This is a genomic window from Xenorhabdus sp. KJ12.1, assembly GCF_963876495.1.
Classification (GTDB): Bacteria; Pseudomonadota; Gammaproteobacteria; order Enterobacterales; family Enterobacteriaceae; genus Xenorhabdus; species Xenorhabdus stockiae.
Genome location: NZ_CAWNQH010000059.1, coordinates 1 through 13,962 on the forward strand (window position 1 = coordinate 1; position 13,962 = coordinate 13,962).

At 39.7% G+C, this 13,962-nt stretch carries 10 protein-coding genes and 9 tRNA genes; 8 read left to right on the forward strand and 11 right to left on the reverse strand.

What is annotated here, in order from left to right:
• Positions 1-162: 162 nt before the first annotated feature.
• The 4 genes from AACS92_RS06355 to AACS92_RS06370 all read left to right on the forward strand — a co-directional run bounded on the left by AACS92_RS06355 (position 163) and on the right by AACS92_RS06370 (position 3,805).
• A complete protein-coding gene (locus AACS92_RS06355; RefSeq protein WP_099110519.1) occupies positions 163-528 on the forward strand; it encodes a YkgJ family cysteine cluster protein in 366 nt (121 codons plus the stop codon).
• A 213-nt stretch (positions 529-741) separates the two neighbouring features.
• Positions 742-2,001 carry an S-methyl-5-thioribose kinase gene (gene mtnK, locus AACS92_RS06360; RefSeq protein ID WP_099110521.1) on the forward strand — a complete coding sequence of 420 codons (1,260 nt, stop codon included), beginning with the start codon at positions 742-744 and terminating at the stop codon, positions 1,999-2,001.
• Between the two features lie 15 nt (positions 2,002-2,016).
• Positions 2,017-3,120: an S-methyl-5-thioribose-1-phosphate isomerase gene (gene mtnA, locus AACS92_RS06365; protein WP_099110522.1), complete on the forward strand. Its 1,104-nt coding sequence runs from the start codon at positions 2,017-2,019 to the stop codon at positions 3,118-3,120.
• A 13-nt stretch (positions 3,121-3,133) separates the two neighbouring features.
• Entirely contained in the window at positions 3,134-3,805 is a 672-nt protein-coding gene (locus AACS92_RS06370) for an L-fuculose-phosphate aldolase (protein WP_099110648.1), read from the forward strand.
• A gap of 163 nt (positions 3,806-3,968) precedes the next feature.
• Here AACS92_RS06370 and AACS92_RS06375 read toward each other — a convergent pair.
• From AACS92_RS06375 to AACS92_RS06405, 7 genes are all read right to left on the reverse strand, one after another.
• Positions 3,969-4,044: transfer RNA gene (locus AACS92_RS06375), tRNA-Val, on the reverse strand.
• An 18-nt stretch (positions 4,045-4,062) separates the two neighbouring features.
• A tRNA-Lys gene (locus AACS92_RS06380) sits at positions 4,063-4,138 on the reverse strand.
• Between the two features lie 30 nt (positions 4,139-4,168).
• Positions 4,169-4,244, reverse strand: a tRNA-Lys gene (locus AACS92_RS06385).
• Between the two features lie 30 nt (positions 4,245-4,274).
• Positions 4,275-4,350, reverse strand: a tRNA-Lys gene (locus AACS92_RS06390).
• 42 nt (positions 4,351-4,392) lie between these two features.
• Positions 4,393-4,468, reverse strand: a tRNA-Val gene (locus tag AACS92_RS06395).
• A gap of 81 nt (positions 4,469-4,549) precedes the next feature.
• Positions 4,550-4,625 (reverse strand) — tRNA-Val (locus tag AACS92_RS06400).
• A gap of 58 nt (positions 4,626-4,683) precedes the next feature.
• Positions 4,684-4,759: transfer RNA gene (locus AACS92_RS06405), tRNA-Val, on the reverse strand.
• 281 nt (positions 4,760-5,040) lie between these two features.
• Here AACS92_RS06405 and gltX point away from each other — a divergent pair.
• The 3 genes from gltX to AACS92_RS06420 all read left to right on the forward strand — a co-directional run bounded on the left by gltX (position 5,041) and on the right by AACS92_RS06420 (position 6,823).
• Positions 5,041-6,456 (forward strand): glutamate--tRNA ligase, encoded by a 1,416-nt coding sequence (gene gltX / locus AACS92_RS06410; protein WP_099110524.1) that lies wholly within the window; start codon positions 5,041-5,043, stop codon positions 6,454-6,456.
• 184 nt (positions 6,457-6,640) lie between these two features.
• Positions 6,641-6,716: transfer RNA gene (locus AACS92_RS06415), tRNA-Ala, on the forward strand.
• A 31-nt stretch (positions 6,717-6,747) separates the two neighbouring features.
• Positions 6,748-6,823: transfer RNA gene (locus AACS92_RS06420), tRNA-Ala, on the forward strand.
• Positions 6,824-6,928: 105 nt separating this feature from the next.
• On the opposite strand, the gene AACS92_RS06425 is transcribed toward AACS92_RS06420, so the two are convergent.
• Entirely contained in the window at positions 6,929-8,209 is a 1,281-nt protein-coding gene (locus AACS92_RS06425; protein ID WP_099110525.1) for a hypothetical protein, read from the reverse strand.
• Between the two features lie 513 nt (positions 8,210-8,722).
• Here AACS92_RS06425 and AACS92_RS06430 point away from each other — a divergent pair.
• Complete coding sequence (locus AACS92_RS06430; RefSeq protein ID WP_099110527.1) at positions 8,723-10,078, forward strand: MATE family efflux transporter; 1,356 nt, start codon at positions 8,723-8,725, stop codon at positions 10,076-10,078.
• A gap of 83 nt (positions 10,079-10,161) precedes the next feature.
• On the opposite strand, the gene AACS92_RS06435 is transcribed toward AACS92_RS06430, so the two are convergent.
• The 3 genes from AACS92_RS06435 to ligA form a co-directional block, all read right to left on the reverse strand.
• Positions 10,162-10,377 carry a DUF3820 family protein gene (locus AACS92_RS06435; protein WP_099110528.1) on the reverse strand — a complete coding sequence of 72 codons (216 nt, stop codon included), beginning with the start codon at positions 10,375-10,377 and terminating at the stop codon, positions 10,162-10,164.
• A 79-nt stretch (positions 10,378-10,456) separates the two neighbouring features.
• Positions 10,457-11,647 carry a NupC/NupG family nucleoside CNT transporter gene (locus AACS92_RS06440; RefSeq protein WP_099110530.1) on the reverse strand — a complete coding sequence of 397 codons (1,191 nt, stop codon included), beginning with the start codon at positions 11,645-11,647 and terminating at the stop codon, positions 10,457-10,459.
• A gap of 226 nt (positions 11,648-11,873) precedes the next feature.
• Entirely contained in the window at positions 11,874-13,907 is a 2,034-nt protein-coding gene (gene ligA / locus AACS92_RS06445) for an NAD-dependent DNA ligase LigA (protein ID WP_099110531.1), read from the reverse strand.
• Positions 13,908-13,962 lie beyond the last annotated feature (55 nt).

A 13,962-nucleotide genomic window follows, 5' to 3' on the forward strand; every position in this document is an offset into this window, starting at 1 on the left:
AATTAAATTAAAAATCAGTTAATTAAAATAAATTCATGACTAAATACACCTTATATTGACTATTTGTGATACATTAAATATCTTTATACAAAAAAGATAATTTTCCATAGTTAATAACTTCGTCAAAATGTGGCTCTTAAACATCAGATAGAGACGTCTGGTATGGATCATATATTAAATACCCAATCACAGAATAATTTTTGCATCAGCTGTGGTGCCTGCTGTGCATTTTTCAGGGTCTCATTTTATTGGGCGGAAGCTGAGGACGGAGGAGGTACAGTCCCGGTTGCTGCCACTGAGAAACTGAACGATTTTATGTGTTGCATGAAAGGTACAAACGAACCCCATCCCCGTTGTATAAACTTACAGGGCGAAGTTGGTCACTCGGTTTCCTGTACTATTTATGACAAGCGGCCTTCCCCTTGCCGAGAATTTTCGCAGGCATGGGAAACTGACAATTACAATGAAGCCTGTGATCGTGCCAGAGCCTCTTATGGCCTTCCTCCACTACCAAAACCACAAACCTGAGCTAGCCCATTTGCCGTACTTTTATCATTGCGATTCAATGTGAAATATCTTGGGTATATCTTATTGTTATCAGGCCATATTCGTTATTTTCATCACAGACACTTTACTTTTGTATACTTATAGTTAACAACAGTAAAAACCCGTTGCCGCAAAATGTGTTATCCCTGTTCATTTTATGAACTTTCCTTCATGATATTATCAGGATGAAAAATAATGTCTGTTTATGTTCCTACTGAGTATATCCCCCAGACCTGTGAATCTTTACCACATTATCTTGCGAAAAATTTACCCGCCACCATCTCACTCGGAGGATTGCCTGAAATCTGGCAGATACAAGAAGTAGGTGATGGAAACCTGAATTTAGTTTTTATTGTTGCCGGAACAGAAAAAACTATTGTAGTCAAACAATCCTTACCTTACGTTCGGGCTGCAGGTGAATCATGGCAGCTTTCCCTTGTCAGGACCTATTTCGAATACCATGCCCTATTGGAAGAAAAGAAATTTGCTCATCAGTATGTACCCGATGTCTATTTCTATGATGAAGAAATGTCTTTGTTTGCAATGGAGTATTTGGATAAACACATTATCTTACGCAATAAGCTGATTTCTGGTGAAAAATTCCCCCACCTAGCTAAAGACATTGGCATTTTTCTTGCTAATACACTATTCCATACCTCTGATATCGGGATGGACAGCAAAGAGAAAAAAGAACTGGTAAGCCGTTTCGCCAATAATCATGAACTTTGTAAAATCACTGAAGATCTGATTTTTACAGAGCCCTATTTTAATGCTGAAAGAAACAATTGGACTTCTCCTCAACTTGATAATGATATTCATGCCATTTGGCAGGATCAAGCCATGATCCAAACTGCAATGCGGTATAAATACAAATTCATGACTGAAACGCAGGCACTTTTGCATGGTGATCTTCACTCAGGCTCGATTATGGTCACACCTGATTCCACAAAAGTGATTGATCCAGAATTTAGCTTTATAGGCCCAATGGCATTCGATATAGGCAATTATATCGGCAATCTGTTTATGGCTTATTTTGCTCAACCTGCTCTGCGGGAGAATATAGAGCAATGTGCTGATTATCAATCATGGCTCTTCATGCAGCTTGAAACAACGTGGGAAATATTTGAACATCGTTTTCGTCAATTATGGAATGAAAAAATAACCGGAGAAGCCTATCCTGTCACCATTTACCAACAGGGAACTTTCAATTCATCGTTCCTTAAAACTGCCCAGGATGATTTTTTCTCCAATTTATTCGAAGAAACTCTGGTATATGCCGGGCTTGAAATTAATCGCCGCATTATAGGCTTCGCCGGTGTTGCTGATTTCAAACAGATTGATGACCCGACATTACGAGCCGGTTGTGAAAAACAAGCACTAAAACTGGCACGTGAGTTAATTGTCAACAAGCATAAGTACCAGAATTTTTCACAGATTAAACATCATATTACATAAGGTTAAGAAACCGAGATGAAGATTAATGGAACCCATTATCGCTCTGTTTGGCTTGCTGACGATGGGTATACTGTCGAAATTTTCGACCAGACCAAACTGCCTTTTGAATTAAAAACTATTCAGTTGAATACCTTTCAAGATGCTGCAACAGCTATCAAAGATATGTGGGTAAGAGGTGCACCTTTAATTGGCGCAGTTGCTGCGTATGGTATGGCACTGGCGATGCGTCAAAGTAGCAGCGATGAAAATCTGCAAATGACTTACGATACTTTAGTTAAAACCCGACCAACCGCCATTAATTTGAAATGGGCACTGGATCGCGCATATCAGGCATTAGGAAATACACCTCCCGTTCAGCGTGTAGAAACTGCTTATCGTATTGCCAATGAAATAGCAGATGAAGATGTCGAGCTGTGTCATAAGATTGGTCAAAATGGTTTGAAAATCATACAGGAAATTGCGGCCCAAAAACCAGCAGGTGAAATAGTAAATATATTAACTCACTGCAATGCTGGGTGGTTGGCAACTGTGGATTGGGGAACCGCCCTATCACCTATTTACATGGCACACGATGCGGGTATCAAGGTTCATGTCTGGGTTGATGAAACTCGCCCTCGTAATCAAGGGGGATTGACGGCTTTTGAGTTAGGTTCACATGGTGTATCACACACTTTAATTGCCGATAATGCGGGTGGGCATTTAATGCAGCATGGCAAAGTGGATCTGTGTATCGTAGGTACAGACCGGACAACCGCAAGAGGTGATGTGTGTAATAAAATTGGCACTTACCTCAAGGCTCTGGCGGCAAAAGCAAATCAGGTACCCTTTTATGTTGCATTACCATCACCGACACTGGATTTTACCGTCTGGGATGGCGTAAAAGAGATCCCCATTGAACAACGTTCAGGCAATGAACAGTCACACGTCTACGGAATGACGGCTGAAGGAAAACACAGTTGGGTCAATACAGCACCTCAGGGAACGGTTTGCGGGAATTATGCGTTTGATGTTACCCCGGCAGAATTAATTACCGGGTTGATTACAGAACGTGGAATTTGTGATGCCAGCGCAGAAGGCTTACGCATGCTCTTTTCTGATTTATATCCATATAATTTATAATGATTATTTTTTTATGACTGTCAGTAGAAAACATATTTCTCAAGCAATTATCGACGCTTGCCTTAAGATGAATGCTCTGGGTTTAAATCAAGGCACATCTGGTAACATCAGTGCCCGTTATCAAGATGGATTTCTTATCACCCCCAGCGGGATCCCCTATGAAAAATTGACTCCAGAGCAAATTGTCTACATTAATTATTCGGGAGAAGCAGAACCAGATAAAATCCCCTCAAGCGAATGGCACTTCCATCTTTCATGCTATGAAGCACGCCCTGAATTAAATGCTGTTGTACATAATCATGCAGTCAATGCAACTGCCGTTTCAATTCTCAATCATGGTATCCCGGCTATTCATTATATGGTGGCAGTGACAGGAACGGATCATGTGCCCTGTATTCCCTATTCAACCTTCGGGACACAAGAACTGGCAGAAAGCGTTAAAACAGGAATTAGGCACAGCAAAGCACTGTTAATGCAGCATCACGGTATGATTGCGATGGAAGTCAGTCTGGAAAAAGCATTATGGCTGGCCAATGAAATAGAGATATTGGCACAACTCTATTTGAAAATACTCCCCGTGATCGGAAACCCTGTAGAAAATATTGCAGAACGGATCCCTGTACTCTCACCCGAAGAAATGCAAAAAGTATTGATCAAGTTCAAAAGTTACGGATTGAAAGCGTAATAAAAGATTAAAAAACAGCATATTTTTATTTCACTAAAAGATAATGCTGTTTTATTTGCATTACTCATTCGCGGTAATAACAGGAATTGTTTGAATAAAATTTGAATATAAACCTTGCTTGGTTTTATATTTTTTGATGGTTTCTTAGGGGAATTATATGAAGTGGTGGGCGATACCAGATTCGAACTGATGACCCCCTCCTTGTAAGGGAGATGCTCTACCAACTGAGCTAATCGCCCACTTCATGGCTACCTAAATGGTGGGTCGTGCAGGATTCGAACCTGCGACCAATTGATTAAAAGTCAACTGCTCTACCGACTGAGCTAACGACCCAATTAGGTAATTCTGATTTTTATATCTAAATGGTGGGTCGTGCAGGATTCGAACCTGCGACCAATTGATTAAAAGTCAACTGCTCTACCGACTGAGCTAACGACCCAATTAGATAATTTTGATTTTAATATTTAGATGGTGGGTCGTGCAGGATTCGAACCTGCGACCAATTGATTAAAAGTCAACTGCTCTACCGACTGAGCTAACGACCCATCTAAAATATCAGTGTGATACTGCGGAACAATCTAATGAAGTGGTGGGCGATACCAGATTCGAACTGATGACCCCCTCCTTGTAAGGGAGATGCTCTACCAACTGAGCTAATCGCCCACTTCATGCTGACTATTACTGCATGATGACTATTACTGAATAATTATCTGTAACAACATCGATATATCACTGATTTATGATTGGTGGGCGATACCAGATTCGAACTGATGACCCCCTCCTTGTAAGGGAGATGCTCTACCAACTGAGCTAATCGCCCAATCATAAAATCATTTTTTATCACTACGGCCTTACCGCTTTCAGTTTATCACTGAGAGTGGTGGGCGATACCAGATTCGAACTGATGACCCCCTCCTTGTAAGGGAGATGCTCTACCAACTGAGCTAATCGCCCCGTCGTGATGGAGTCGCATTATAGGGATAGTTCGAGGTGAGTCAACGGTTTTTATTGCTAAAATTTCCGTTCGTCGCAAAATTACACAGAATGAAACAATTATAATCACATAAGGTTATCATTTGGACAATGTATTTTGGTTTTTCTCAATAACCTACCATCAACGCCATTGAGGAATTGAAGTCCAGTGATAAAATGCACCCCACTATTGTTATTTTAATTGTTACTTCAATCATCCAAAACGTTCTCTAGCAAGTAGAACGTCATTAAGGCAACTCCTGATGAGTAAAATAAAAACCCGTTTTGCGCCAAGTCCTACTGGCTACCTTCACGTTGGTGGCGCACGTACCGCCCTTTATTCCTGGCTATACAGTCGCCATAACAAAGGTGAATTCGTTCTGCGCATTGAAGACACTGATCTGGAGCGCTCAACTCAGGAAGCCATTGATGCGATTATGGACGGAATGAACTGGTTAAACCTGAATTGGGATGAAGGCCCTTATTATCAGACTAAACGTTTTGACCGCTACAACCAGGTTATTGATGAAATGCTGGTCAATGGTACAGCTTATCGTTGTTACTGTTCCAAAGAACATCTGGAGCAATTGCGTGAAACTCAGATGGCAAATGGTGAAAAACCTCGTTATGACGGCCGTTGCCGTGATAGTGAGTGCCAGCATAGCCATGATGAACCTCATGTTGTACGTTTCCGCAATCCACAGGAAGGTTCTGTTATTTTTAATGACAGCATCCGTGGCCCGATTGAATTCAGCAATCAGGAACTGGACGATTTGATCATCCGCCGTACTGATGGTTCACCAACTTATAACTTCTGTGTGGTTATTGATGACTGGGATATGGAAATTACTCACGTTATTCGTGGTGAAGACCATATCAACAACACACCACGTCAGATTAATATTCTGAAAGCGCTCAACGCGCCGGTACCAGAATATGCACATGTTTCTATGATCCTCGGTGACGACGGTAAAAAACTGTCCAAACGCCATGGCGCGGTCAGCGTAATGCAATATCGCGATGATGGTTACTTGCCAGAAGCATTGCTGAACTATCTGGTTCGTTTGGGTTGGTCACACGGTGATCAGGAAATTTTCACAGTTGAAGAAATGACTGAGCTGTTCAGCCTTGATGCTATCAGCAAATCAGCCAGTGCTTTCAATACTGAAAAATTGCTTTGGCTGAACCATCATTACATCAATACCCTGCCAGCAGAAGAAGTTGCTGTTCATTTAGCATGGCATATTGAACAACAAGGTATCGATACCCGCACAGGCCCAGAGCTAGTGGATCTGATCAAACTGCTGGGCGAACGTTGCAAGACATTAAAAGAAATGGCCAGCGCTGGTCGTTATTTCTATGAAGAGTTTGCAGAGTTCGATGCTGATGCCGCGAAAAAACATCTGCGTCCGGTTGCGCGTCAGCCATTAGAAGTTGTACGCACTAAACTGGCAGCCATTACCGAATGGACACCTGAAAATATTCATCACGCTATTCAGGCAACGGCTGACGAGCTGGAAGTTGGAATGGGTAAAGTAGGTATGCCACTGCGTGTTGCTGTTACCGGCGCAGGCCAATCACCAAGTGTTGATGTGACCATTCACGCCATCAATCAGGCTCGTTCATTGAGTCGTATTGATAAAGCACTGGCTTATATTGCACAGCGTGAAGCTCAATAATCAGCATTAGAAACAGGCTAACGTAAGTGTAAAGGCACTCAGTTTATTGTTGTGCCTTTATTTTTTTATTCTCACACCTAGTATTGATGGCTTTTTCAGCGCTTATACATAGAATACTAATGAATTCGTTGACAGAATTCTCTGGGTTTCATATGATGCGCTCCGTTCCACAGGATTTTGATTTGGGGCTATAGCTCAGCTGGGAGAGCGCTTGCATGGCATGCAAGAGGTCAGCGGTTCGATCCCGCTTAGCTCCACCAAAAATATCTTGATTCGGAACGCCACATTTGTGGGGCTATAGCTCAGCTGGGAGAGCGCTTGCATGGCATGCAAGAGGTCAGCGGTTCGATCCCGCTTAGCTCCACCAAAATTCTGAATCCCTGAAGACGCAAGTTTTCAGGGATTTTTTCTTATGGTCGTGTATAGAAAAATCGCCCTGCTTTTCTTTTGATGCTCAGGTGTTTTAAAAACATTAAATCAGTGTGATGCTTTTTATTTTTAAGCTGAATTTTCCGTCTTCATAATTTGAGTCTACATCGACTTTATTATAGAGACCGTTGTCGCAGTGATTTCCATTTCCTGTGTTGCCGCCATTATTGGGATTAGTTCCAGATCCTGAATCATCTTCAAAGATAACGTTTAATTTCTTGGAATACGCATAATCTGCAGCTATATTTAAAACTATATAATAAAACCCAAGCTTTTTATTAAATGGTACTTTTCCATATGATAACTGAAAACTATAACCAGAAAGATTAACTTCCCCTATAATTGTTGATCCCAGTGTGATATTATTATTATTTTCATCTTTAATTAAAAATATAACAGCATCTCTTGAGCTAGAATTTAAATAGTTAGGAATATATACTCTGAACTTTTTATCTTCTTTTTCTTTTTTAATCACTCCTCCAGCTAACATTCCAATAACTCTTGGTGCAGAAAGTTTTGGAGAGGAAATATCCCCTGCAATAATATATGTAGTTTGAAGAGGAATTTCATAGCCCATACCCAATATTTGAGTATTTAGCTCTAGTATTACACTATGATGTTCTTTTGGATAAACTCGAAATCTCACATTACCATTTCCATCACTATTAATAATGAAAAAATCATCACGATTGTCTATAGATTTAATATCTATAAGACCAGGAGTTTCACCATCAACTGGATCTGTTGTAATACTCACATCAAATAATGGCCTCCCAAATGAGGCAGACAATACTGCTAATTGCATATTTCTTAATGGATTCTTATCCTCATCGAAAAGCTTTCCTGAATAAGTAATATATTTACTATTTGGATCATCAATAGGATTACTTTTTTGTTGTAATTGAATAAGAATCATATTTGGTGATAATGAAATAGAGTTCCCCCATTCATTCACTTTTTTTGTTGTATAATTTACTATCAAAGGTGCAATTCCCTCTACATCAACATTCTTATCCGTATAAGCATGAACCGTATAGCTAATTGAAGTATTTGATGATAATTTATCATCAATCTCCAACATAAACATCGCTTTTCCAGAAGTATCATCAATGAGTTTCCAATCCTCTTCCTTTTTTACCACTATATTATTATTTGGAACATCTATTGTGATACTTTTAATAGATTTAACCTGTGGTGATTTCACTGTTACAACTAGATATATATGTTGCCCAACAATAACATCAGCACCATCAGGTATAGATACAATAATAGGTGACGACTCTTCTTTTTTCTCAGATAAAACTATATTATTATCAATATTCATATTACCACCTTAAAATAATTTAGTATAAACCCAATAAAATAAAAAACATCATATTCAATATAAGAAAACCATAAAACACATTAAAGAAATAGAAATTATTTTGATAATGAAAAATAGTTATCACCTGAAAATACAATCACAAAAGTTAAAATACTACCCTTACAACAAAAACCTGTCTGTCATTAACATAGAATAAAATAATTAATCCCCTACATATCAAATGATTAATAGAATACCTAAAGTAGCCGTACTCTCAAAACCTAATGAAAGTGACATTTTACGAATAAAGTGTTAGCAATATGTTGCATTAATTTTTATTTGATGATTATAATTAGTTTTAGTTCCAATTAAGCTAAAAAATTTCAGTACTAATAACATATTCTACTCTTCATCTATGCTACTCAGTAATAAGTTTCTTAAAAAATAAAATACTGTAGCTACTTCTACAATCATTCTATTATGTTGAAATTAATACAGGATAATTGAAAAAATAATATTTTCACAGGGACTATCATGCAAAAAACAGCCTTATTGAACGATATCAAGTATCTTTTTTTACTATCAACACCGATCATAGTAACGCAGCTTACCAGAATAGCAATGAGCGCCGTGGATGTTATCGTATCAGGCCACTATTCAACAAATGCGCTTGCTGCCGTATCGCTGGGAAGTAGTATTTGGTTCCCCATCTTTGTATTGGGTTTTGGCGTTATTCTGATGCTATCAGCTGATGTTGCTAAACTTCGGGCAAATAATGATATCGAAGGCATTAAAGAGTGTGTTAATAACTACATATCTGCCGCATTGATTTTATCTATTCCTATTGTTGTCTTCTTATTATTAGCGGTTCAACTTTTATCGCTTATTGGTATTGATGAAGATGTTGTACACATCACAAAAGGTTATATTACAGCTATGGCATTTGGTGTACCGGGTGTGATGATATTCAATGTTTTTCGTTCTTTGTTGCAAGCACTTGAAAACACCAAAGTTGCGATGTATATCTCTATTTTTGCTCTTATAGTCAATATACCTTTAAACTACATTTTCGTTTTTGGTAAATTTGGCGTACCAGAAATGGGCGGAGTAGGAGCAGGGATCACAACTGCAATTATCAACGCTCTCAGTGCTATTTTGCTGATTATCTATTTTTTACGGAAAAAAGAATATGAAAAATACAGATTTAAATTATCTCTAAAATTCAACTCAGGATTAAAAAGATTGTTTTTGATCGGTATCCCAAGTGGATTAGCACTCTTTGTTGAAGTTATATTTATTGATGCCATTTCACTTGGCATTGCAACTTTAGGTACTGTATATATTGCAGCTAATAATATTATAATTATAATATCATCCATGATAATAACTATTAGCGGTGGATTTTCTGCTGTTACAACAGTAAAAATAAGCTACTTGAGTGCTAAGAAAGATTATTCATCAACACTAAGATTTAGTTTACTCTCTTTAATATCTACTACATTGATTACTCTTATGCTAGGAATTATATTTTTTCTTTATGCTGAACATATTATCAGTTTATATACAAGAGATATTCTTGTAATAAATATAGCTCTCGGAGTAATCGTCTTTTTATTCTTATTTCAACTATTTGATTCTATACACTCCATATTATCAGGGATTTTACGTGGGTTTCATGAGACAAAAATAGTTTTCTATGTTCCTCTTTTCGGTTATTGGTTTATTGGCGTACCTTTGGCTTTTACATTAGGGTTAACAGACCTGATTACAGAGAAAATGGGCTTTATTGGCTTTTGGTATGGGCTTGTTTTTGGCTTATTAACAAACTGTATAACTCTATCAATGGTATTAGCTCTCAAATTTAAGAGCATACTTAAACATACATCATAAATGTTCGTATAGATTTATATAAAAGTGGTGCACTAATCGATATTTCATCACCGATAGCGCCACTTGATCCAACTTACGGTTAATTAGGATTTTTTCAATGGTTTTACCAGTGAATCCAGCCCTTCAATCTTAATTGCAAGGGTCATTTCCATTAGTGCCCCCAGCTTGCCTTGTGGAAATTCTCCCTTACGGGCAAACCAAAGCAGATATTCTTCCGGAAGGTCAATTAACATTCTTCCTTTATATTTTCCAAATGGCATTACTGTATTAGCAATTTCCAGTAGATTTTCTTTATTCATTCTTTAATCCTTTTCTTTATGTAAAAAAATGGCACCTGTAAGATGCCATTTTCATTCTGAAACACAGGTTACTGTGAATTTAAAAACTCATTATCAGTCCGGTAATGGCTGCGGACAGGAAACTCACCAATGTTGAACCAAACAACAGTTTCAGACCAAAACGTGCAACAGTATTTCCCTGTTTTTCATTCAATCCCTTGATAGCTCCGGCAACAATGCCGATAGAGGAAAAATTGGCAAAAGAAACCAAAAATACCGACAGAATTCCTTTTGAACGCTCACTCAATTGCCCGGCAATTTCCTGTAAACCCTGCATAGCAACAAATTCATTAGAAACCAGCTTAGTCGCCATGATGCTACCTACTTTCAGTGCTTCATCACTAGGAATACCAATGATCCAGGCAAACGGATAAAAAACATAACCCAAACATTGCTGAAAGGTAATGCCAAAGATAATATCAAAGACAGCATTGATAGCCGCAATCAGAGCAATAAAACCAATCAGCATGGCCGATACGATCAATGCTACTTTGAAACCCGCCAGAATATATTCACCGAGCATTTCAAAGAAACTTTGCCCTTCATGCAAGTTGCTCATATGAATATCCCCTTCACTTTTAACAGAGTAAGGGTTGATGAGAGACAGAACGATAAAGGTGCTGAACATATTAAGTATTAGAGCTGCAACCACATATTTTGCATCCAGCATCGTCATATAAGCACCCACGATGGACATAGATACTGTAGACATCGCGGTTGCTGCCATGGTGTACATCCGGCGTTCAGACATTTTGTCCAATACATCTTTATAAGCGATGAAATTCTCTGACTGGCCCAGAATCAATGAACTGACTGCATTGAAAGATTCCAGTTTCCCCATACCATTCACTTTGGAGAGCACTGTACCAATAGCACGAATGACAATCGGCAGAATTTTAATGTGCTGCAGAATACCAATCAGGGCGGAAATAAAGATGATAGGACAAAGTACGTTCAGGAAGAAAAACGCCAGTTTTGCGTCAATCATACCACCGAAAACAAAGTTAGTACCTTCTGCGGCATAAGACAACAAGTGAACAAACAGGTTGTCAAATCCTTTGACGATCCCTAGTCCGGCATTCGAATTCAGGAAGAACCACGCCAGAACAAGTTCAATAACAAGTAACTGAATAATATACCGGACCCTTATATCCTTCCGGTTATTACTCGCCAAAATCGCCAGGCCACCAATGAGCACTAAAGCGAGGACAAAATGAAAAATATGAGACATAAAAGGAACTCCAAATCTGACGAGGTGCAAATTTATAACCGCATTTCGTAATACACGATAATAAATCGTGACAATTATCACATTAATTCATTATGTAAGAGGCAACAAAACCTAAATTTAGCAAACCGGATCACATTTTTAACCAAAACATGGCTATCATGCATGCAAATTATAGGCGCTACGGAAACCTCAAATAGCGCCTTTCTGAAGATTACGTCCCTACTTGTTACTCACCTAAAAGACGGAGCATTTCTTCTTCATCAATAACAGCTATCCCCAACTCTGTGGCTTTCGCTAATTTGGAGCCAGCTGCTTCACCAGCAATCACCAGATCGGTTTTTTTGGAAACACTGCCTGTAACTTTAGCTCCCAAAGCAGCCAATTTGTCTTTAGCCTCATCCCTGGATAAACGACTTAGTGATCCGGTCAACACCACAGTCTTACCAGCAAATGGGCTATCAATATCTGCGGCTTGTGGTATTTCTACCGATTCCCAGTGGATACCAATATTATTGACGAGATCATCAATGACTGCCTGATTATGTGGTTCATTGAAGAAATTAACCACATGACTGGCAACAATTTCTCCCACATCCTGAACAGCAATCAAAGCTTGCGTATCTGCTACACGCAATTTTTCCAGTGTACCGAAATGAGTAACTAAATTAGCAGCCGTCGCCTCTCCGACCTCGCGAATTCCCAGTGAATAAATAAAACGGGCAAAGGTTGTTTTCTTGGATTTTTCCAGCGCATTCACCACGTTCTGAGCGGATTTTGGTCCCATACGCTCAAGACCCGTTAATTTCCCTGCGGTAAGACGGAATAGATCAGCCGGAGTTTTTACATATTCCTTATCAACCAGCTGCTCAATAATTTTTTCTCCCATTCCATCCACATCCATTGCACGACGGGAAACGAAATGCCTTAATGCTTCTTTACGCTGTGCACCACAGAATAATCCACCGGTACAACGTGCTACCGCTTCCCCTTCAACACGTTCAATATCAGAGCCACAAACAGGGCAATGCTCCGGGAAAACAACTTCCTGGCTCTCTGTTGGCCTTTTTTCCTGAATGACACCGACAACCTGTGGAATAACATCACCTGCACGGCGGATAACAACAGTATCGCCTATACGTAATCCCAGACGCTCAATTTCATCTGCATTATGCAAAGTGGCATTACTAACGATTACACCTGCAACCTGTACCGGCTCCAGACGTGCAACCGGTGTAATAGCCCCCGTACGCCCTACCTGAAATTCAACATCCCGCACGATGGTTATTTGTTCTTGTGCCGGAAACTTGAATGCTGTCGCCCAGCGAGGTGCTCTGGCTACAAATCCTAATGCTTCCTGCAATTCAAGGGAGTCAACTTTGATAACAACACCGTCAATATCAAAACCCAGCTCAGGGCGCTGTTGCTCTATCTCACGGTAAAAATCCAATACCTGCTGGGTTCCCTGACATAATTTCACTTTGTCACTGACCGGAAGCCCCCACTGCCTGAATTGCATCAGGCGCCCGTAATGGCTTGCTGGCAGCTGCCCGTTTTCCGAATCTCCGCCTTCAATAACGCCAACACCATAACAATAAAAAGTCAGTGGTCGCTTGGCTGTAATCCTTGGATCAAGTTGGCGCAATGATCCGGCTGCGGCATTGCGAGGATTGGCAAATACTTTATTACCTGTCCGACGGGCTTCTTCGTTGAGTTTTTCAAAACCTGCCTGCTTCATAAAGACTTCACCACGGATCTCGACACGATCTGGAATATTGTCTCCTTTCAAACGCAGAGGAATTGCCCGGATCGTACGAACATTAGCGGTTATATTTTCTCCCGTAGTACCATCACCACGGGTAGCTGCCCGCACTAACTCGCCGTTTTCATACAACAAGCTAACAGCCAGACCATCAAGTTTGAGTTCACAGCAAAATACCAGTTCACGACTGTCTTTCAGACGATCACGAACACGTTTATCAAACGCCAAATAGCTTTCTTGATCAAATACGTTATCCAGAGATAACATTGGGATTTCATGACGCACCTGCTCAAATGCAGTTAATGGTGCTGCCCCGACCCGCTGGGTAGGAGAATCTGCGGTAATAAGTTCCGGGTGCTGTTCTTCCAGTGATTTTAGTTCCCGCATCAAGCGGTCATATTCCGCATCCGGGATCTCTGGTGCATCCATAACATGGTACAAATACTCATGATGACGCAATGTTGTTCTTAGTTCGTTAATTTTTTGAATAATATTTTTCATGACTTCTCACCAGAGATGAAAAACCCCCGACTGAGCGGGGGCTTAATACTAAAAA

Bases quoted from the DNA above. Each gene is read 5' to 3' on its own strand.
- AACS92_RS06440 (WP_099110530.1), bottom strand. From the start codon at position 11,647: ATGTCTCATATTTTTCATTTTGTCCTCGCTTTAGTGCTCATTGGTGGC.
- ligA (WP_099110531.1), bottom strand. From the start codon at position 13,907: ATGAAAAATATTATTCAAAAAATTAACGAACTAAGAACAACATTGCGT.
- gltX (WP_099110524.1), top strand. From the start codon at position 5,041: ATGAGTAAAATAAAAACCCGTTTTGCGCCAAGTCCTACTGGCTACCTT.
- mtnA (WP_099110522.1), top strand. From the start codon at position 2,017: ATGAAGATTAATGGAACCCATTATCGCTCTGTTTGGCTTGCTGACGAT.
- mtnK (WP_099110521.1), top strand. From the start codon at position 742: ATGTCTGTTTATGTTCCTACTGAGTATATCCCCCAGACCTGTGAATCT.
- AACS92_RS06430 (WP_099110527.1), top strand. From the start codon at position 8,723: ATGCAAAAAACAGCCTTATTGAACGATATCAAGTATCTTTTTTTACTA.
- AACS92_RS06355 (WP_099110519.1), top strand. From the start codon at position 163: ATGGATCATATATTAAATACCCAATCACAGAATAATTTTTGCATCAGC.
- AACS92_RS06370 (WP_099110648.1), top strand. From the start codon at position 3,134: ATGACTGTCAGTAGAAAACATATTTCTCAAGCAATTATCGACGCTTGC.
- AACS92_RS06435 (WP_099110528.1), bottom strand. From the start codon at position 10,377: ATGAATAAAGAAAATCTACTGGAAATTGCTAATACAGTAATGCCATTT.
- AACS92_RS06425 (WP_099110525.1), bottom strand. From the start codon at position 8,209: ATGAATATTGATAATAATATAGTTTTATCTGAGAAAAAAGAAGAGTCG.